General features: G+C 71.5%; 20 protein-coding genes. 10 read left to right on the plus strand and 10 right to left on the minus strand.

Annotation, left to right across the window (positions count from 1 at the left end; all coding sequences use genetic code 11):
• Positions 1–20 precede the first annotated feature (20 nt).
• Positions 21–434, minus strand: a complete 414-nt coding sequence (locus ACZ6ZN_RS18320; protein WP_451879473.1) for a nuclear transport factor 2 family protein — start codon at positions 432–434, stop codon at positions 21–23.
• Between the two features lie 51 nt (positions 435–485).
• Here ACZ6ZN_RS18320 and ACZ6ZN_RS18325 point away from each other — a divergent pair, with 51 nt between their 5' ends.
• From ACZ6ZN_RS18325 to ACZ6ZN_RS18340, 4 genes are all read left to right on the plus strand, one after another.
• Positions 486–992 carry a MarR family winged helix-turn-helix transcriptional regulator gene (locus ACZ6ZN_RS18325; RefSeq protein WP_469647375.1) on the plus strand — a complete coding sequence of 169 codons (507 nt, stop codon included), beginning with the start codon at positions 486–488 and terminating at the stop codon, positions 990–992.
• Positions 993–1,007: 15 nt separating this feature from the next.
• Positions 1,008–1,196, plus strand: a complete 189-nt coding sequence (locus ACZ6ZN_RS18330; protein ID WP_469647378.1) for a hypothetical protein — start codon at positions 1,008–1,010, stop codon at positions 1,194–1,196.
• Positions 1,197–1,493: 297 nt separating this feature from the next.
• Positions 1,494–1,796 (plus strand): muconolactone Delta-isomerase family protein, encoded by a 303-nt coding sequence (locus ACZ6ZN_RS18335; RefSeq protein ID WP_469647381.1) that lies wholly within the window; start codon positions 1,494–1,496, stop codon positions 1,794–1,796.
• 79 nt (positions 1,797–1,875) lie between these two features.
• On the plus strand, positions 1,876–2,247 hold the full coding sequence (locus ACZ6ZN_RS18340; RefSeq protein WP_469647382.1) for a YybH family protein: 372 nt from the start codon (positions 1,876–1,878) through the stop codon (positions 2,245–2,247).
• Here ACZ6ZN_RS18340 and ACZ6ZN_RS18345 read toward each other — a convergent pair.
• Positions 2,223–2,681, minus strand: coding sequence for an enoyl-CoA hydratase/isomerase family protein (locus ACZ6ZN_RS18345; RefSeq protein WP_469647384.1), 459 nt, complete (start codon positions 2,679–2,681; stop codon positions 2,223–2,225). The genes ACZ6ZN_RS18340 and ACZ6ZN_RS18345 overlap by 25 nt on opposite strands.
• Before the next feature lie 150 nt (positions 2,682–2,831).
• On the opposite strand from ACZ6ZN_RS18345, the gene ACZ6ZN_RS18350 reads away from it, so the two are divergent.
• On the plus strand, positions 2,832–3,584 hold the full coding sequence (locus ACZ6ZN_RS18350) for an SDR family oxidoreductase (RefSeq protein WP_469647386.1): 753 nt from the start codon (positions 2,832–2,834) through the stop codon (positions 3,582–3,584).
• Positions 3,585–3,794: 210 nt separating this feature from the next.
• Positions 3,795–4,397, plus strand: coding sequence for a GOLPH3/VPS74 family protein (locus ACZ6ZN_RS18355; RefSeq protein ID WP_469647389.1), 603 nt, complete (start codon positions 3,795–3,797; stop codon positions 4,395–4,397).
• 54 nt (positions 4,398–4,451) lie between these two features.
• On the opposite strand, the gene ACZ6ZN_RS18360 is transcribed toward ACZ6ZN_RS18355, so the two are convergent.
• Positions 4,452–5,918: a dihydrolipoyl dehydrogenase family protein gene (locus tag ACZ6ZN_RS18360; protein WP_469647392.1), complete on the minus strand. Its 1,467-nt coding sequence runs from the start codon at positions 5,916–5,918 to the stop codon at positions 4,452–4,454.
• 186 nt (positions 5,919–6,104) lie between these two features.
• Here ACZ6ZN_RS18360 and ACZ6ZN_RS18365 point away from each other — a divergent pair, with 186 nt between their 5' ends.
• A complete protein-coding gene (locus ACZ6ZN_RS18365) occupies positions 6,105–6,488 on the plus strand; it encodes a MarR family winged helix-turn-helix transcriptional regulator (RefSeq protein WP_469647395.1) in 384 nt (127 codons plus the stop codon).
• 10 nt (positions 6,489–6,498) lie between these two features.
• Here ACZ6ZN_RS18365 and ACZ6ZN_RS18370 read toward each other — a convergent pair whose 3' ends face one another.
• Together ACZ6ZN_RS18370 and ACZ6ZN_RS18375 are read right to left on the minus strand one after the other, a co-directional pair.
• Positions 6,499–6,942, minus strand: a complete 444-nt coding sequence (locus ACZ6ZN_RS18370; protein WP_469647397.1) for a VOC family protein — start codon at positions 6,940–6,942, stop codon at positions 6,499–6,501.
• 389 nt (positions 6,943–7,331) lie between these two features.
• Positions 7,332–8,060 carry an SDR family NAD(P)-dependent oxidoreductase gene (locus ACZ6ZN_RS18375; RefSeq protein ID WP_469647399.1) on the minus strand — a complete coding sequence of 243 codons (729 nt, stop codon included), beginning with the start codon at positions 8,058–8,060 and terminating at the stop codon, positions 7,332–7,334.
• A gap of 230 nt (positions 8,061–8,290) precedes the next feature.
• Between ACZ6ZN_RS18375 and ACZ6ZN_RS18380 the strand changes: the two genes are divergently transcribed.
• Positions 8,291–8,911, plus strand: a complete 621-nt coding sequence (locus ACZ6ZN_RS18380; protein WP_469647403.1) for a TetR/AcrR family transcriptional regulator — start codon at positions 8,291–8,293, stop codon at positions 8,909–8,911.
• Between the two features lie 7 nt (positions 8,912–8,918).
• Here the strand turns inward: ACZ6ZN_RS18380 and ACZ6ZN_RS18385 are convergent, their stop codons facing one another.
• Entirely contained in the window at positions 8,919–9,914 is a 996-nt protein-coding gene (locus ACZ6ZN_RS18385) for a D-cysteine desulfhydrase family protein (RefSeq protein WP_469647404.1), read from the minus strand.
• A 153-nt stretch (positions 9,915–10,067) separates the two neighbouring features.
• Positions 10,068–11,468, minus strand: a complete 1,401-nt coding sequence (locus tag ACZ6ZN_RS18390) for an MFS transporter (RefSeq protein WP_469647407.1) — start codon at positions 11,466–11,468, stop codon at positions 10,068–10,070.
• A gap of 139 nt (positions 11,469–11,607) precedes the next feature.
• Between ACZ6ZN_RS18390 and ACZ6ZN_RS18395 the strand changes: the two genes are divergently transcribed.
• A complete protein-coding gene (locus ACZ6ZN_RS18395) occupies positions 11,608–12,126 on the plus strand; it encodes a winged helix-turn-helix transcriptional regulator (protein ID WP_469647409.1) in 519 nt (172 codons plus the stop codon).
• Between the two features lie 72 nt (positions 12,127–12,198).
• Here the strand turns inward: ACZ6ZN_RS18395 and ACZ6ZN_RS18400 are convergent, their stop codons facing one another.
• The gene (locus ACZ6ZN_RS18400; RefSeq protein ID WP_398108003.1) at positions 12,199–12,960 is read right to left on the minus strand and encodes a DeoR/GlpR family DNA-binding transcription regulator; all 762 of its coding nucleotides are present in this window, start codon (positions 12,958–12,960) and stop codon (positions 12,199–12,201) included.
• Positions 12,961–13,048: 88 nt separating this feature from the next.
• On the opposite strand from ACZ6ZN_RS18400, the gene ACZ6ZN_RS18405 reads away from it, so the two are divergent.
• A complete protein-coding gene (locus tag ACZ6ZN_RS18405) occupies positions 13,049–14,236 on the plus strand; it encodes an MFS transporter (RefSeq protein ID WP_469647413.1) in 1,188 nt (395 codons plus the stop codon).
• Between the two features lie 94 nt (positions 14,237–14,330).
• Here the strand turns inward: ACZ6ZN_RS18405 and ACZ6ZN_RS18410 are convergent, their stop codons facing one another.
• A complete protein-coding gene (locus ACZ6ZN_RS18410; protein ID WP_469647416.1) occupies positions 14,331–16,034 on the minus strand; it encodes a glycosyl hydrolase family 28-related protein in 1,704 nt (567 codons plus the stop codon).
• Positions 16,035–16,230: 196 nt separating this feature from the next.
• A complete protein-coding gene (locus tag ACZ6ZN_RS18415) occupies positions 16,231–18,804 on the minus strand; it encodes a discoidin domain-containing protein (protein WP_469647418.1) in 2,574 nt (857 codons plus the stop codon).
• Between the last annotated feature and the right edge of the window lie 26 nt (positions 18,805–18,830).

An 18,830-nucleotide genomic window follows, 5' to 3' on the forward strand; every position in this document is an offset into this window, starting at 1 on the left:
CGTCCGCCCGCCGGACGATGTCAGGCCAGCGGTTCGTAGCAGTCGTAGTTGCGCTGGGCGATGATCCTGCCGTCCCGGAATTCGAGGAACGCCGCGATGTGCGCCCGCATGACATGGCCCGCGGGCAGATCGCCGAAGCCGGTGGCAAGGGTGCCGGACCATCTGATCTCCAGGGCGACCTGGTCACCCGTGACCACGGCGTTGGTGACGTCGTAGCTCTGAGCGGCGAGCAGCGTACGGGCCCGGGCGGACGCGGCGAGTGTCTCCGCGCGATCGCGGTCGGCGCCCGCGGGGAACAGGGCGTTGGGCAACTGGGAGTGGGTCATGTCCGGGTGCAGGAACTCCGCGAGCTCCTCCGGCGCGGCCAGCCGGGCCACCGCCTCGTGATAGCGGAGAGCCGTACGGACGTGGGGGTGCTGATGGGTCTGCGTCATATGCACAACCATAGTTGCACAACCGAGGTTGTCAAAGGGATGCTGGGGCACATGCGTGAACCAGTTGATCCCTCCGGCCTCGACCTGGGCAGCCTCGCCCTGTTCGTCGGCTTCGCGGCCGCCGGCGCGGTGCAGGCCGACCTTGCGGACCAGGGTTTCGGCGATCTGCGAATGTCGCACGGGTACGTCTTCCAGCACCTGATCGACGCGCAGCCCACCGTGAGCGACCTGTCCGAGAAGCTCGACATGACTCAGCAGGGCGCCTCGAAGGCCGTCGCCGAACTGGAGCGGCTGGGCTACGTCACACGTCTGCCGAGTGCTCGCGACGCGCGCATCCGGCATGTCGCCCTGACGAGCAAGGGCAGGGAAGCCGTCACCGCCGCGCGGCAGGCGCGGGAGCGTCTCGAGGCGCGGCTGCGCCAGCGCTCCGCGGGAGCGGCCTCCGACGGGGCGCACGGCACGGCCTTCGACGTGACCCGGGCGGTGCTCGTCGATCTCCTCGACGAACTGGGCGGCGCGGCGGCGGTCCACCGCCGTGATGTCAGACCGCCGCGGTGAGATCAGGGTGATCGGGTGGGTACGGGCGAGTACTTGGTGCTCGTGCACCTCTCCGAGGTGCCGCAGTGCCGGATGCGGCTGAGCGAACCGGCTCACACGTGTGGCCTGGGGGCGGTGTCCGCGCCGCCCGCCGTGTCGGGGCGCAGGCTCATCATGTCCACGGTCGGCACCACCGCCCGGGGCGTGGTGACCGTGACCGTGTGACCGGCATCGGTGAGCGCCCCGTACGGCGCGGCGAACTCCTCGGCCTGATACCGGTCGCGTACCTGGTCCCCTCCCTGAGGGTCGCCCCGCGCTGCTCCCGGCGTCCAGGTGCCGCACCGTGGCGGCTCTGTGCGCCCAGGGGTGCGCACGAACCGGGCGGCGGCTGTGGACGCGAGATGACCGTGCTTGTGTTTAGTGGACCGGTCGTCTAGTTTGAGGTCGAGGCCTCCGGGCTTCGTCATCCGGCTTCCGGGGCGAGCATGGTCTTGTCCGGACGAAAGCGAGAGGGGAGAAGCGATGAAGGAGTTCCTGGTCGTCATCACCACGACCATTCCCGAGGGCACCGACCCTGCCGAGGTCGACAGACGCCGTGCCGCGGAGTCCGAGCGGGCCGCGGAACTTGCAGCCACCGGTCATCTGTTCCGGCTGTGGAGGCCCGTCGGCGAACTGCACAGTGTCGGCGTGTGGCGCGCGGACGACGAGGCCGAGCTGCGGGAGAAGGTGCTCGGCACCCTGCCGCTGTGGCCGTGGATGAGGGCGGAGGTCACCGCCCTGCAATCACACCCCAATGATCCGGGCTCGGCCGAGGCCGCCGCCTGACCGCAGTCCGCCCGCAACACGAGCCAGGGCCCAGTACGGGGTGCGGCGTCGAGATCACACCTTCCGAGAGGAGTCAGGGATGACCGGCACGGCAGCGCAGGAGACCGTCCTGCGGGACGTCATGGACCAGTGGAGATCCGCGGTGGACGCGCACGAGCCGGACAAGGTCGCCGCACTCTTCACCGAGGACGCCGTCTTCCAAGGACTGCACCCCTACAGCGTCGGACGGCAGGGGATCGCGGACTACTACGACCACCAGCCCCTCGGGCTGGCGGCGGAGTACGAGGTGCTCGAGCTGCGCCACCTCGCCGAGGGCGCACTGCTGGCCTACCTCGACGTCTCCTTCACCTTCACCGACCGGCCGGACATCCGGGTCACCCTCGGTGTCGTATTGAAGCAGGTGGCCGGCACCTGGCAGATCGCCCACTACCAGGTGAGCAAACTGGACTGACGGCGCCCGGCAGGGAAGTCGTCGGCGCCGAGCAGGATCTCTAGTGCCCGCCCGCGGCCCAGGGAACGGGGCAGCCGTCCCGTGACGTTGCCCCCGGGCACCGAGCCGATTCCGACCTCGAACTGCCCGAGAACGGCGCCCGGACCGGCGAAGCGGATGTCGGACGCCAGGACGAACTCGCTGCCCGCGCCACGGGCGCGGCCGTCGATCTCGCTGATGGTGAGGGCGGGGACCCAGCCCAGCCGGTGCAGATTGTCGGCGAACGGATGCAGCCCGGATGCCCGGGCCGCATGGCGGCCACCCGGGAGCGGTCGGCCGGCATGCCCCGGTGCGTTGGTGCACGGCAGGGCGATCGTCAGCAGGGCGGCCGGGGCTCCTGGTGAGGAGGCCGTGTCCGCAGGGGCCGCCCGCCTGCCGCACAGCCTGAGCGGCACCGGCGCCGAGTGGTGGCGCTCACCATGCCGCTTTACGTTCGTAGGGGACCGCCACGGGCTGTCGCATCGCAAGGTGACTGACCACCGGTCTTCAGCCCTCCGAACCATCCGCCGGAAGGGTGCCGAACCCACACTGCTCGGAGGTGCCAGATGACCGCCGGCACGCCTCGGCCCGCCGCTCCCCGTCTCACCGGCCAGACGGTGGTGGTGATCGGCGGAAGCTCCGGCATCGGGCTCGCGACCGCCCGCCGTGTACGCGACGAGGGAGGTCGGGCCGTCCTCACCGGACGGGATCCCGAGCGGCTGCGACACGCGGCGGGGGAGGTACAGGCCGCGGGCACGGCGGCGTTCGACGCCACCGACACCGACCGGCTCGAGCTGTTCTTCCAACAGCTGCCCGAACCGGTCGACCACGTGGTCGTCACGGCCGGCGGCCCCTTCTACATGCCGCTGGCCGATCTGGACGTCGCCGAGGCCCGCCGTCACTTCGCCGACCGTCTGGCCATGAACCTGACGGTCGCCCGGTGCTGCCGCGAACGGGTCCGTCCCGCCGGCACCCTGGTGTTCATCGGCGGCACGGGAGCACGACGCCCCGGACCGGGTCTCGCCGTCATCGCCGCGCTGACCGCGGCCCTTCCGGCCCTCACGGCCAACCTCGCGCTGGAAGTGGCGCCGGTCCGCGTCAACCTCATCGCCGCCGGATTCGTCGACACGCCCCTGTCCGCGTCCCTCCTCGGCGACCGCATCGAGGCCCGCCGCGAGGAACTGCGCGCTGCCCTGCCGATCCGCCGGGTCGTCGACGCCGACGACGTGGCCGCCCTGGCGACGCACATCATGGTCAACGACGCCCTCACCGGTGCCACCTACGACATCGACGGCGGGCAGCAACTCCTTCCGCACTGAGCCGGCGAGGTTCGCGTCCCGTGCCCGGCGATCCAGGTGCCCGACCGGCTGCGTCGCCCGCTCCGGAAGGCCGGTCGGCGGTCCCGCGCCTATCGTGGTCGGAGAGCCGCCCGCCACGGCCGGCCCCGGCAGCACACAGCGACCGACATGCACGAAGCCCTCGTCGGCACCGTGTCCCGTGCACGATCCTCCGCACCTCGGGAGTTGCCCATGACCACGGCTCGGGACCTGGCCCTGATCGCCCACGACCCCCAGACCGAATCCGCCGTGGACCAGGGGGAGTTGTCCCTCGCGCTGGCCGGAGCGGAACTGGCCGACCTCATCGACGCCACCGCCCTGTCGCTCGACGGCGACGTTCTGGTGCCGGGCGGACCGACGGCACTCGGTGACCCCCTGCTGCGGGAGGCTGCCTCGCTCCGGGCTCCGGAGGCACCCCGCGAGACCGTGGAGGACTGGCTGTGGCGCCGGGGGAACGGGCTCGCGGCGCGATACCGCAGCGTGCTGGAGGGGGAGGGAGCCGTGACACGCGCCCCCTCCCGCCACAATCCGCTGCGACGCACCCGGCCGGTACCTGCGGACCCCTCCGCCCTGAACTCGGCCAGGGACCGCCGGGCCGCGGGTGACCCGGTGCTCGCCGGCCTCGCTGCCGCGGCCGGCTTGAGCGACCTTCCCGGCGACGCGCTCACCGGCCTGTCGGACGAGCACAGCACCGTGCTGGCCGCCGTGCACCAGGCGGTCACGGAACTCGCCGCCGAGCGGCAGCGCCGGTCCATCGAGGCCGCCGCGTTCGACAACATCTGGCGCGGCGACTGACCGACGCCCGGTCCTCAGCGGTCCTCTTCGGCGCTCTCGGCAGGCGAACGCGCGTCAGCCGCCCCGCTCGCGGGCTCCGCGGTCCCGATGGCTCTCCAGGACGCGCAGCCACACCTCGCTGATCGTCGGGAACGCGGGAACCGCGTGCCACAACCGCTCCACGGGCGTCTCACCGGCGATCACCACGGTTGCGGAGTACAGCAGTTCCTGCGTTCCGGGACCGACGAAGGTCGCACCGACGATCGTGCCGCGGTCGGCGTCGATCAGCACCCGGGCCCTGCCCCGGTAGCCCTCGGCGTACTGCAGCGCGCCGGCGATGCGGGCGAGGTCGTAGTCGACGACGTCCACCCGGCGGCCGGTCCGCTCCGCTTCCCGCGTGGTCAGTCCCACGCTCGTCACTTCGGGTTCGGAGAAGACCACTTGCGGCACGGCGGCGCTGTCGGCCGTCGAGGCGTGCCTGCCCCACGGGCCGTCGTCGAGCGGCTCGCCCTTCGCGCGTGCGCCGATGACGGCACCGGCGATCCGCGCCTGGTACTTCCCCTGATGCGTCATGAGCGCCCGGTGGTTGACGTCCCCGACGGCGTAGAGCCAACCGTCGGGTACGTCCGTCACGCGGTAGGAGTCGTCCACGCTCAGCCAGCCGCCGGGGGAGAGCCCGACGGTGTCCAGGCCGATGTCCGCGGTGTGCGGCGCGCGGCCGGTCGCGAAGAGGATCTCGTCGCCGACCAGCGAGCTCCCGTCGTTCAGCGTGACGTGCACGGGACCGGCCCCGCCGTCCTCCCGGGCGACCGCGCTCACCGAGGCGCCGAAGCGCACATCGGCTCCGGCGGCTCGCAGGGCGTCGGCCACCATCTCGCCGGCGAACGGCTCCATCCGGTTCAGCAGCCCCCTTTCACCCCTGACCAGCAGGGTCACCCGGGAGCCGAACGCCTGGAAAGCGGTGGCCATCTCGACGGCCACCACACCGCCCCCCACCACGACGAGCCGGTCCGGCACGTGCCGGGCGGCGGTCGCGTCCCGGTTGGTCCACGGCCGCACCTGCTCAAGACCCGGCAGATCCGGGAACGCCGTGATGGTCCCGGTGCACACACCCACCGCGTGCCGGGCGGTCAGGCGGACGGTCCCGCCGTCCGGTGTGTCGACCACGACCCGGCGGGGTCCGTCCAGCCGGCCGTGGCCGCGCAGCAGGTCCACCGACACCGAGTCGAGCCAGTCGACCTGGTCGTCGTCCTTCCAGTAGGCGGACATCTGGTCCCGGTAGGCGAAGACGGCCGGTACGTCCAGGGGGCCTTCCACCGCTCGTCTCAGCCCCGGCACCCGGCGGGCGTCGGCCCGCGCCACCACCGGGCGCAACAGGGCCTTGCTGGGTTCACATGCCCAGAACGAGCATTCGCCGCCGAGCAGTTCGTCCTCCACGATCACGGTGGTGAGTCCGGCCGCCCGGGTCCGTTCGGCGAGATTCTCCCCTGCGGGACCCGCGCCGAGAACCACCACGTCGTAGGCGCGTGACGTGCCGTCCATGCCTGCTCCCGTCCTTCGACGTCCGCTTTCCCAGTGTGCTCCCCCGTCCGGACCGACGCCCGGTGTGAGTACGCGGGGCCCCTACCATGGGCTCATGTCACGGCCACGCGGAAGCCGGACCGCACCGAACCGGGCCCGCAGCCCCTCACCGCGCAGGAGGAGGCCGTCGTACGGTCACTGCCCCGCGTGATCTACGCCCTGCCCCGGGCGATCGACGCCGACATGATGCGCGAGCAGGGGCTGTCCCTCGTCGAGTACCTCGCGCTGGTGCACCTGTCCGAGGCCCCGGGCCGGCAGGCGCGCATGAGCGATCTGGCCGCCGCCGTCGAGATGTCACTGAGCGGCATGACCCGGCTGGTGACCCGGCTCGAGGGCCAGGGCCTCGTCCGGCGGACCTGGGCGGACGAGGACGCCCGAGGGTGGAACGCCCTGCTCACCGACGACGGACTGGCCCGGCTCGAAGAGGCGTGGCCGTCCAACCTCGCCTCCGTGCGCCGTCATTTCCTCGACCGCCTGGCGGGCGTCGACCTGGCGCAACTGGCCGCTGCCCTGCGCCACGTGGCCACCTGACCGATACCGCTCAGCGCCCGGGAAGCCGCTCGGTGACCTCCTGGACGACCCAGCCGTTGCCGTCCGGGTCGGTGAAGGAGGCGTAGGAGGCGTAGCTGCCCCGCTCCGGGTCGAGGCCGGGGACCCGGGCCTTGTCACCCGCGTGGTGGAAGATCCCCCCGGCGTCGTGGAAGACCTCGCTGACGTCCGCTCCTGCCTGGGCCAGTTCCTTCCGCGCCGCCTCGATGTCCTGGACCACGAGGTGGAGTCCATCGGCGGACCCCGGGGCGGCCGCGCTGATGTCGTGGCCGAAGATCACCGAGCAGGCCGACCCGGGTGGCGTCAGCTGTACCACGCGAAGACCGTCGTCAGCGGTGAAGTCGGCGTCCAAGCGCCAACCCAGGCCTTGGTAGAAGGACTTCGCCCGGTCGACATCGGCCACCGGTATCACTACGACTTCGAGTTTCATGTCCATGGTGGGGCCTTCCTGGGATACCTGTGTGATCCGCTGCCGGCGGACGCCTCCGGTGCGGCCCGTCGTCCCGCGGAGGTGGGACGACCACCGGTCGTGCTCCGCGCACGGTGGGCGCCCGCCCGCGACGTCCGAACGAGGCGGCGCCGCCGTGGGGACGGCGTGTGACTGGCGGGCTGTCGTGGCCGTCGTGCTGTCGCGCTCGGGGAAGTGGCGCGGGATGCCAGCCGTGTTCGCGCACCGGCGCTCATCTGCGGTGCGGCAGCGTCACCGGCCTTCTCGAAGCTACCGCGCACGGCTGCCGGTCACCACTCAAGGCGCCGACCGCCGTGCACGGACGCCGAGTTGACGCCGGAAGCGTGTCCGCCGAGGCCGGTACCGCCGCGCGCGACTCAGTGACCGGCTGTCTGTCCGCCGTCGACGGGGAGGATCGCGCCCGTGACGAAGGGGGCGTTCTCCAGGTAGACGACCGCGTCGGTGATGTCGTCGATCTCGCCCATGCGTCCTACCGGATGCAGTGCGGCGAGCGCCGCGTGGTGCTGCTCGGGATGCATCGGGGTCTTGATCGTGCCGAGGGCGACGGCGTTGGAGCGGATGCCGCGGGAGGCGTACTCGATGGCCAGGGCCTTGGTGGCGGCCTGGAGCCCGCCCTTGGAGAGGGAGGCGAGGACGGAGGGGACAGCGGAGTTCGGGTGCTCCACCAGACTCGTCGTGATCTGCACGATGTGCCCGCCGCCCTGCTTGAGCATCTGCTCGACCGCCGGCCGGCTGATGTGGAAGAAGCCGCGCACGTTGATGCCCATCACGGCCTCGTAGTCGTCCTCGGTGAACGCGGTGAACGGCTTCGAGACGAAGATCCCGGCGTTGTTCACCAGGGTGTCGATGCGCCCGAACCGTTCCAGGCCGGCCGCGATGACGCGCTCCGCGGTGGCGCGGTCCGCGATGTCTCCCTGCACGGCGAGGACGTCCGCGTCCTGCGACTGCTCGATGCTGCGCGAGGTGGCCACGACGCTGTAGCCCAGCTTGCGGTAGGCCGTGACGAGCCCGGCGCCGATGCCCTGGGACGCGCCCGTGACGACAGCGACCTTACGGCCCGGTGCGCCTGTGCTCGGGATGTTCATGGTGGCCTCTTCTCCTGGTGCGGAAGTCGATAGTAGACCGACCGTCTACTCATGGTCCGGAGAGTAGTGGACCGGCCTGCTGGCGGCAAACGCCCTGCTCTGCCGGCTATGAGGGGCGGTGCAAGCGAGGTGCTTGTGAGCGGGGCGGCTCCGAGCCGTTCCGGCGTTCGGTTCCGTACGGGACGATCGGCTGCCCGTCGTCAGTAGTCGAATGGTCGTATACTCGCGGTATGGGACGCACCAGCGACGCCAGGGAGAAGATCCTCGATGCCGCGCAGTCGCTCATCGAGCTGCGGGGCTACTCGGCGCTGGGTGTGGCCGAGATCTGCAAGACGGCCGGAGTGCCCAAGGGCAGCTTCTACTACTTCTTCGAGTCCAAGGAAGCGCTGGCGCTCGCCGTGCTCGACGAGCAGTGGGCGGCCCAGCGGGAGAGTTGGGACCGCGTCCTGAGCGGCGACCAGGAGCCCCTGCTGCGGCTGCGGCAGCTGTTCGAGGAGACGGCGGCCGCGCAGCGTGCCGGTCAGGAGACGTGCGGCACGGTCTCCGGCTGCATGTTCGGCAACCTCACGCTGGAGCTCAGCAATCAGACGGAGTCCATCCGCCGGCGTCTGCAGGAGATCTTCGAGGCCCAGGTGGACATGGTCGACGGGGTGGTCGCGGCCGCCGTCGAGCGAGGCGACGCCAAGGTCTCCGACAGCCGGGACGCCGCGCGTGCCGTCGTCGCCCAGTTGGAGGGGCAGGTGCTGTTCGCCAAGCTCTACAACAACACCGCGCAGCTCGACGCCCTGTGGCTGAACTGCCTGGCTCTCCTGGGCGCGCGGATGCCCGCGTCGGACGCGGCCGCGGTCTGACCGACGGTCACACCGTGCCGGTTCTCGCGACGAGGTCCGCCGCGGCCTCCTCCTGTGCGGCCCGGTGGCCGAAGAGGCCCGGCAGCCCGCCGGTGTGGAGGAACACCGTGCGTCGTCCCGGGCGGAGGTGTCCGTCCTCGACGGCCGCCATCAGACCGGCCATGGCCCGACCCGTGTAGACGGGGTCGAGGACGATGCCCTCTGTGCGGGCCGTGACCTTCAGCGCGGCCATGACCGAGGCGGGCAACGAGCCGTAGCCGTCGCCGACCTGGTCCAGCCGCAGCCGGAGCGAGGTGGGCGGCGCAGTGGTGGGGCCCAGGCCGGAGGCGAGTGCGGAGACCACCTGTGCCGGTTCCGCCACAGCGCCGCAGTGGACTCCGAGCACCCGCTCGGCGCCGAGCGCGTGGACCAGGCCGGCCATGGTGCCGCCGGATCCCACTGCCACCACGACCGTGTGCAGCTCGGGGGCCTGCTCGAGCAGTTCCCGGCCGCACGCGCTGTACCCTCGCGCCCCGAGCACGCTCGAACCGCCGAAAGGGATCAGGGCCGGTACGGCGCCGTCGGCGCGGAGCCGGGCGGCGACTTCGGAGGCCATGGCGCTCAGGGCGTCGCCGTGGAGCTCACCGGCCCACACGACGCTGGCGCCGAACAGCGAGTCCAGGGTCAGGTTGCCCTGAACGGAGGCGTCGGGGCCGCCCGCCAGCACCAGCACGGTCCGCAGTCCCAGACGGGCGCCCGCTGCGGCGGTCAGCCGCGCGTGGTTGCTCTGCGGGGCCCCGGTCGTCACGAGGTGGGTCGCCCCCTCGTCGAGCGCCGCCGCGCACAACCACTCCAGCTTGCGCGTCTTGTTGCCGCCGCCGCCCATGCCGCTCAGGTCGTCGCGTTTGATCCACAGATCGTCCGCGCCGAGGCCGAGGTGCCGGGCGAGCCGGGGGAGTGGCTCCAAGGGGGTGGGCCAGGTGCCGAGCCGTACGGGTGCGATGCCATCGTGTGCGGAGGTCATGATCACAGGATCGCACCGGCACGTGCTCCCTCACATGACGAGAGGGTCGTCATGATGTGCTGGACTCAGCAAGATCGGTCCACCGGTCCGTGGCCGCCGACCGGTGGGCCGATCGACGGCCGCGCCCGATCCGTCACCCTCGTGAACGGCTCGTCAGGGCCGGGGTCGTTCCCTCAGCGCCAGTACCGCCGCGGCCGCCACGATCGAGAGCCCCGCTCCACCCAGGATCGCGACGTTCGTCCCGTCCCCGAGTCCGCCGCCCGAGGAGGTGACGACAGCGATCGTGAGGGCCACGCCGACGGACGAGCCGACGTACCTGAGAGTCTGCTGGGCGCCGGAGCCCATGGCCGCCCGGGCGGCGGGCACCGACTCCACCGCGAGCAGCGGCAGGGCCGCGTTGAGCAGGCCACTCCCCACACCGCTGATGACCAGGCCGGGGAGCAGACGCTCCCAGGAGCCGGAGTTGACGGCGCCGAGCAGGGCCAGGGCGCCCGCCGCGTGCAGCACGAAGCCCAGCGCCAGTTGATGACGCGTCGGCACGCGGCCCGCCAAGCGCTTGGCTTGCAGCGCCACACCGAAGGACAGCCCCGACCAGAGCAGGAACAGCCACGCCGTCCCGATCGGTGACAGGCCGAGCGTCTGCTGGAGGATGAACGGGAGGAAGCTGAACAGGCCGATCACCGCAAGGCCCGTGAACAGACCGCCGACCGAGGACCCCAGGAAGGCGGGACGGCGCAGCAGGCCCAAATCCACCATCGGGTTCTTCGTCCGGCGTTCCACGGTTGCGAAGAGCCCCACCAGCACCACGGCCGCGAGGAGCAGCAGGCCCACCGGCGCGCGAAGCCAGCCGTCACGGCCCAGGGTCAGGGCGGCGACCAGCGAGACCAGGGCCAGACCGAAGGACAGGGCGCCCAGGATGTCGGGACGGCCGGCCCTGGGGGAGCGGGATTCCGCCAGCGTCCGCGCCGACAGGATCGCCACGAGCAGCACCGCTGCGCCCAGGAGGCCGTAGGCCACCCGCCAGCTCGGTATGGCGCCCACCACCAAGGGGCCCATCGCGGTGCCGCCGCTGACGAAGGCGCCCCAGATGCCGGTGGCGTGCAGCCGTCCGCGCGGGCTCGGGAAGGCGTGCACCAGGAGGCCGAGGCTGCTGGCGAGGATCGCCGCACTGGCCGCGCCCTGTGCGACGCGGGCCAGCGTGAACGTCAGGGTCGACGTGGCGAGCCCGCCCAGCGCCGTGGTGATGCCGAGGGTCAGGGTGCCGGCGAGGAAGATGCGGCGGCGGCCGTAGTCGTCGGCGAGACTGCCCGCGACCAGCAGGAGGGCGGCGAGCCCCAGAGGTGTGCCGTTGATGAGCCAGGCCTGCGCGGAGAGCGGGGTGTGCAGGGCCGCGGCGGTGTCCGGGAGGGTGACGAGGGGAGCCGCGTACGTCATCAGCGTCAGGGCGGTTGCCGCGCTGGTCAGGGCGAGGGTGGCACGCGGTTTCGGAGGGAGTGCCGAGGTGTGCGTGTGCACGGCGGATGCCGTCGCCGCGGTCGAGGTACCCAGGGTCATGAGGGTTGGCCTCCGAAGCTATCCAGTGACGGTTCATTCATTGAACCTGCTGTGCGTCACCCTAGCGTCGGCCGTCGCGTCGTCGATGCCGCCGCCCTCTGTGAGTTCAATCACTGAACCGACGAGGTACTGTGGGTGCATGCCCCTGGGTAAGGACTACGCGACGCAAGAGTGCTCCATCGCGCACGCGCTGGAGGTGGTGGGCGACCGGTGGACGTTGCTCGTGGTGCGCGACGCCCTGTTCGGCGTCCGCCGCTACAACGACTTCCTCGTGCACCTCGGCATCCCACGGGCCGTCCTCTCCGCCCGCCTGCAAAGGCTCGCTGAGCAGGGCATCCTTGAGAAGCGGCGGTACCAGCAGTCGCCCCCGCGGGACGAGTACGTGATCACCGAACGCGGCAGCGCCCTGTGGCCCACGCTGCGCTCGCTGAGTGCCTGGGGGCGCGAGCACATCACGGGCGTGCAGTTGCGCTTCTTCAGGCACGCCGAGTGCGGCACCGAGCTGGGGTCGTACGGCGAATGCCCTTCGTGTGCCGTGCTGGTGCCCGCGCGGGACGTCCTCATGGAGCCGGGGCCCGGCCTGGCTCCCGACCCGGAGGACCCGGTCAGCCGGGCGCTGCTCAAGCCCAAGCGGCTGCTGGAACCCCTCACCGTCTGACGAACCCGGCGCGCGCGGGCGACCCGCAACCTCCGTTCCGGTGGGCGGGCCGAGGGCGTACGACTGCGCGGCTCAGACGCGCCTGACGGTGATGCCGCTGCTCTCCAGTGCGGTGGTCTCGTCGGCAGGGGCGCCGGTGTCCGTCACGAGGACGTGCACCGAGGACGGGGGAGCGACGTGGGCCTGCGCGGTGCGGCCCAGCTTGCCGCCGTCGGCAGCGGCGATGACGCGGCGGGCCGAAGCGATCGCCGCCTTCTTGACCACCGCCTCGTCGAGGTCGTAGGCGGTCAGGCCGTCGCCCGCGGTCAATCCGCAGCAGCCCAGGACGGCGGTGTCGAAACGCAGTGCCGACAGGGAGGCCAGGGTCAGGGGGCCGATGAGGGCCCCCTCGGCGGCGCGCGGCCGGCCGCCCGGGACGAGGAGCGAGGTCGGTTCGGGCGCGTCGCCGAGCACCTGGATCGCCTGCAACGACAGGGGCATCACGGTGACCGGCCGCCCTCGCAGCAGCCGGGCGACCTCCAGGCACGTCGTACCGCTGTCGAGCAGCACCGTCTCCCCGTCGGACACGAGGGAGGCCACCTCCGCCGCGATCCGGCGCTTTGCCTCCACGGCTTCGTGGGCGCGCAGGGAGAAGGGGGGTTCCTCACCCCGCAGCAGAAGCGTGCGTGCGCCACCCCGGAACCGTTCGAGGACGCCCTGGGCGGCCAGGTGGTCCAGGTCCCGGCGGACGGTCATCTCCGAGGCGGCCGTCAGCTCGGCCAGTTCGGAGACCGACGCCCGGCCCGCCTCCTGGACGGCCTGGGTGATCAGGCGATGACGTTCCACGGTGTTCATGGAGTGATTCAACACCACGCTGACCGAACACCGGAAGTGTGAGAAAACCGTGGTTCCGAACAGTCGATGTGTTCGTTAGGGTGAGCGCATGGAGAGAGCGCTGCGCGTCGCCCGCGCTGTGACGGTTGTCTATTTCGTACTCAACGGCACGTTGCTCGGCATGTGGGTGGTGCAGATCCCGGCGGTCGAGGAGCGTGTGGGCATCTCCCATGCGGCCCTGGGCGGGTTCCTCGTGCTGCTGGGCGCCGGAGCCTTCGTCGGCATGCAGGTCGGAGGGCGCCTGTCCGACCGGCTCGGCACCCGCACCGTCGTCCCGCTGGCGGGAGTGCTGTGCAGCGCCACCCTCGTGCTGCCCGGCCTTGCGCGGGAGCCGTGGGCCCTCGGAGCGGCCCTCCTGCTGTTCGGTTTCGGCAACGGCACCCTCGACGTCAGCATGAACGCCCACGCCGTGCAGGTGGAGAAGGCCTATGAGCGGCCCGTCATGTCGGCCTTCCACGCCACGTTCTCCGTCGGCGGCGTCCTTGCCGCGCTCGCCGGTGCCGCCGCCGTCGACATCGGCTGGGACCCGGCCACGACCCTGGGCGCCGCCGCCGCTGCCGGGGTCGTCGTCGCCCTCGGTGCGGCCCGTGGCCTGCTGCCCCCCGCGGCGGCGGCCCCCGTGGCGGGCCCCGGGGACCGGACCCGGCCGTCGAAGCGGCCCGTGCCCGGCCGCATCTGGCTCCTGGCCGTCCTGGCACTGCTGATCATGCTGTGCGAGGGAGCCGCCAACGACTGGAGCGTCCTGCACCTCAGGACCGTGCTGGACGCGCCCGAGAGCACCGCCGCCTTCGCCTTCGGCACGTACGCGACGACCATGACGATCGGTCGGCTGCTGGCGGACCGGATCTCGGGGCGCTTCGGGCCCGTCGCGGTCCTGCGCCACGGCGCGGCCCTGGCCGCCGTCGGCATCACGGTCGCGGCCCTGTCCCCGTGGGTCTGGGCGGCTCTGACCGGCTGGGCGCTGTTCGGCCTCGGCCTGTCGGGCTGCGTTCCGCAGTTGTTCAGTGCCGCCGGTCACGCGGACCCCGCGGCGGCGGGAACCAACGTCTCCCGGGTGGCCGGGCTGGGCTACATCGGCATGCTGGCAGGCCCGGCCGTCATCGGCTGGATGACGCACCTCGTGGCGCTCAACCACACGTTCCTGCTGCTGTCCCTCTTCTGTGCGACCGCCGTCGCCGCGGCCGGCGTCCTGCGCCCCGTCCCGGAACGGCCGCGCACCGCCGAGCCGGTCTCCTGACCGCCTGCGCGGCGCGGCCTGACCACGCGCCGCGCAGGCTCTCGGCGCCGTGGGATTCCGGGTCGCCCCCTCGGTGCCTCGACGGCCGTCCGCCTCAACGCCCGGATCGCCGCACCTGAACGGCGCGCTGGGCCTCGTGGAGATTGGCCGGCCGGACCACACCGGTGGTGCCGTACAGCTCCAGCCGGCTGTGCAGGTCGCCTTGGAAGTCGGGTACGTCGATCTGGTCGAACTCCCGGACCTCGTTGATGCCGACGGTCGCGGAGTACGGCGCCAGGGCGTCGATCTTCATGAGGCCCGCGCGTCCGTTGGTGACGCGGATGTTCCAGTGCGTGAAACGGGCACCGAAAAGGGGCCCGGCGCTGGCATCGCCGCCGTGGCGGCCGTTGTTGTGCACGGTGATGTCGGTGCGGACGTTGGCGAACGGCATGCCCCGGTGACTGTCGAAGGTGCCCATCCTCATCTCCCCGCGCGACCAGACGTTGTGGGAGGACAGCCCTTCGACGTTGATGCCGTGCAGCTGGGTGCCGGCGGGGGCAGGGGTGGTGCGCTCCTCGATGGTGAAGTCCTGGACGAGGTTGTCGTGTGAGCCCTCGCGGCAGAAGTACGGGTGGTGACTGCCCCGTCCCGAGACACGTGTGCGGCGCAGGGTGCAGGCGGAGGCGGCGACCAGGCCGAAGCCGTTGTCGGTGTTCCGGACCGTCACGTCGTCCACCCAGCAGTCGTACACGCATTGCAGCACGACGCCGTTGTACCCCAGGTCGAGGAGGTGGGGTTGCTGCGGTGTCTCCACCGCCTCCAGCGTGAGCCCTTCGACGCCCGAGCCGGTCAACTCCGGTACGTGTGTGGTGAACTGCGGTTCCCACTCGGGGCGCAGGTCCAGCGGGAGGGGGCGTTCGAGTGTCACTTCGTGTCCGCGGACGCGGGTGATGCGGACGGGCCACTCGTAGGGGACGTAGGAGAGCAGCTTGCTCTTGTCGGCCCAGGTGTAGGCGTCGGGTCCCGGGCCGTCCCCCGCCATGTGCCGCAGCAGGGTGTGCCCGGGGTCGTCGCTGAGGCGGAGCAGGACCAGGGCGCCCGGGCGCAGGCCCGCCGGGTCGGTCACGGTCACGGTCCAGTCGCCTGCGCGGGCTGCGGCGGTGCGGGTGAGTGTGCGCCACTCCTCGCGCCGGTTGCCGGTCCAGCCCTCGAACGGCCACGCGCGCGCTCTGATCGCCTCGGTGAGGGAGTTCCAACGCGCCTCGGGCGCCAGCCAGATGAGGCCGCCCGCCCAGGACCAGGACGACTTGTCGCCGCCGTACCGGGAGCCGTACGGACCGATGAGCTCGGTGAGGTTCCTGGTGGCGCGGAGGGTCGTCCGTCCGCTGCCGGCGCCACGCAGGACCACGTGGGAGTGCCCGAGGCGGATCAGTCCGTCGATGCGGAGGACGCCGGGCGGGATGCGGACCGTGCCGCCGCCCGCGGCACCGGCTGCGGCGATGGCGCGGTTGATCGCCGGGGCGCAGTCCGTCCGGCCGTCCGCCACCGCGCCGAAGTCACGCACGTCGGCGACGACCGGGCGGCGGGGCAGCCGTGCGGCCCCGCCGCCGAAGCCCGCCCGTCCGACGAAGGGGATCTGGGGATGCCGGTACGGCTCGCGGACGAACTCGTGCCACAGCTCCGGCACGGTCCCGCGGGTGCCCGGCGCCGCGAACGCGGTGTCGCTCCCCGCGATCACGCCGGCCGCCACGGCTGCGGCACTGCCGAGCAGCGCCCGTCTGCTGAGCCCGGAGGCGACTGCGGCCTCGTGTCCCTTCATGCACGCATCTCCTGTTCGTTCCCGGGGGCTTGGCCACCCGAGAGTGACACGCGACAGCCGAGACGTACACCCATGCGTACAAAGTTCATATGCCTGAACGCCGTGGCGATGTGAAGGATGCGAGCAGCCCGAAGTCCCCGAGTGGGAGGGCCCACCCGGGGACTCGAGCCGTCATGTCACGTCAGGTCAGGTCAGGTCAGGGGAACTGGACCACCTTGGAGGGGACGGTGTCCGTCCCCGATGTGGGAGCCCCGGTGTCATTGACGACGTGGCGGTACTGACCCTTCCCGCCGAGGGAGATCACCATCATGTGCCGCATCTTGATGCCGGGTTTGACCGGTACCTGGAAGCCGTGGTGCTGCACGATGGTGTCGTCGGAGGTGTAGTTGCAGTAACTGCCGAGCGCCCAGGCCTCGTGCTCGTTCACCGAGTCGGCGACCTTGTAGGCCGCGTACCCCACGATGCCGTCATGGGTGATGGCGGCCTCGTCGGGAGCGTCGTAGGCCTTCTCGTTCTGGAAGAAGATCGTGCGGCCGCGCTCGCCGTTCCAGAGCACGTCGTACTTGTTGAAGTGCTCGACGAACAGGCCGGTGGTCAGGACGTCGTCGCCGTTGACGCGCAGGCCGTAGTCGGCGCGGTTGGTCTCCCAGCCCACGCCCTCGCCGTGGTCGGCCCGCCAGATCCAGGTGTGGTCTATGAGGACGTCGTCGCTGTTGACGACCACCGAGTTGGTGGCGAGACCGGGGCCCGCACCGCCGATGCGCACGAACACGTCCTGCATCGTGGTGGGGTTGTCCGCGTGGTCGGCCGACGCACCGGGCTGGCCGATGCGCAGCAGCGTGTCGGAGTTGGCCGCGCCGGCGTCGATCAGGAAGCCCGCGAGGCGGACGCCGTCCACGTCGGCGACGTGCATGGCGTCGATGCCGCCGTCGGGGATGATCGTCGCCAGTCCGAGTCCGAGGACGACGGTGTTGGCGCGGTCGACCTCGATGGTCCGGTCGAGGTGGTAGACACCGGGCGTGAACAGCAGGTTGAGGCCCTGGTCGAGGGCCGCGTTGATGGTGGCGGCCGTGGCGCCGGGCTTGACCACGTAGAACTGGTCCAGCGGCAGGGAGGTGCCGCCGCTGTTCGCCGGCCAGGACACGCCGCGCGCGTTGGTGCGCTTGGCGGGCACGAAGACCTTGTAGGTGCTGCCGTCCAGGTAGAGGAACGGCTTCTCGCGGGACAGGGGCGTGGTGTCGAACGTGGTGTACGGGCCGGTGGCGAAGTTGGTCGCGGGCGCGCCCTGGACGCCCGTGAAGGTCATGTTCCACACGCCGTTGGTCCACCCGCCGACGCTGCTGTCGCGGGTGTACCACTGCTGCTGCGAGTAGGGGCCGACCGTGCCGTCGATCTTGGAGTCGGCGATGTAGCCGCCGGAGGCCCAACCGTAGCCGTTGGGCGCGAGGTTGAGGCCGCCCTTGACGTGGATCCGGCGGAACGGCGCCGCCTGGGCGACCGCCCACCGGTTGGTGCCGTTGGCCGGGGTGAGGGCCAGGTTCTCGGCCGACCGCCAGAAGTTCTGGGTGGCGTTGCCGTTGAACCACCCGGCGTCCACGGTGATGTCACCGTTGATCTGGACGTCGTCGGGGTTGAGCCCGAGGCCGGAGATCGAGGTGTAGAAGCCCAGTTGGGCGTTGATGTTGTTGTACGTGCCCGGCTTGAGCAGGAACTGGTAGCGGCCGCTGCCGAACTGGCTCTTCTCCTGCTGGGCGAAGACCTGGTCGAACTTCTGCTGCAGGTTCGGCGTCGAAGGATCGACGACGATGACGTTCGGGCCCAGGTCGCCGCCGCCCTGGATCGGGCCGGAGCCGCCGTCGGACGCCGTGTGCACGGCCACCTCCCACAGGGAGTAGCCATAGGAGGTGGCCCGGGCCGTGCCCAGGACACGTACGTAACGGCCGGTGCCCTCGACCTCGTAGGACGCGCGCCCGCCGGTGGCGCCGGTGACTTCCTTCAGGGTGCGCCAGTCCTGGCCGTCGCCGGACGCCTGGAGCTTGAAGTCCTTGGCGTGGGCGACCTCCCAGTTCAGGTCGATCTTGCACAGATCCCGCGCCGAGCCCAGATCGACCTGGACCCACTGGGGATCGGAGGGCCGGCTCGACCAGCGGGTGCCGGCGTCACCGTCGAACGCGGCCGAGGCGGGGGTGCCGGCGTTCTCGACGGAGGAGGCCGAAGAGGGCTTGCCCAGCGCGGCGTTGCCTGTCCCGCACGTGGCCGGGGGCGTGTCGTCGGTGGTGCCGAAGACCTGGAACTCCCACAGGGAGTAGCCCCAGGACGTGGCGCGCTGAAGCCCTTGCAGCCGGACGTAGCGAGCCTGGCCCGAGACGTCCACGGTGTCGACGCCGCCGTCGCCGCCCGTGACGGTCTTCGCGTCGTTCCAGCTGGCGCCGTCCCGGGACAGCTGGATCTTGTACTCCTTGCCGTAGGCGGCCTCCCAGTCGAGGACGACCCGGGTGACGGACGCCGTGGCGCCCAGATCCACCTGCAGCCACTGGTTGTCGCTCGCGGCCGACGACCAGCGGGTGCCCCGGTCGCCGTCCACGACGTTGGCGGCGGGCGTCCCGGCGTTCTCGTTCGAGGACGAGGTGACGGTCCTGCCCTGGGACAGCGGCGTCTCCGCTGCCGCGGCGGGCAGCTGGGCCGGGAGAGTGACGAGCGCCGCGGTGGCGATCAGTGTGACACCCAGTGCCCGCCGTCTGCGGCGTCGCACGTCGGTGATGTGTCTCATGCGTCAACTTTCTGCGGGGCCGGTGC

The sequence above is a fragment of the Streptomyces sp. NPDC053665 genome, from assembly GCF_055585285.1.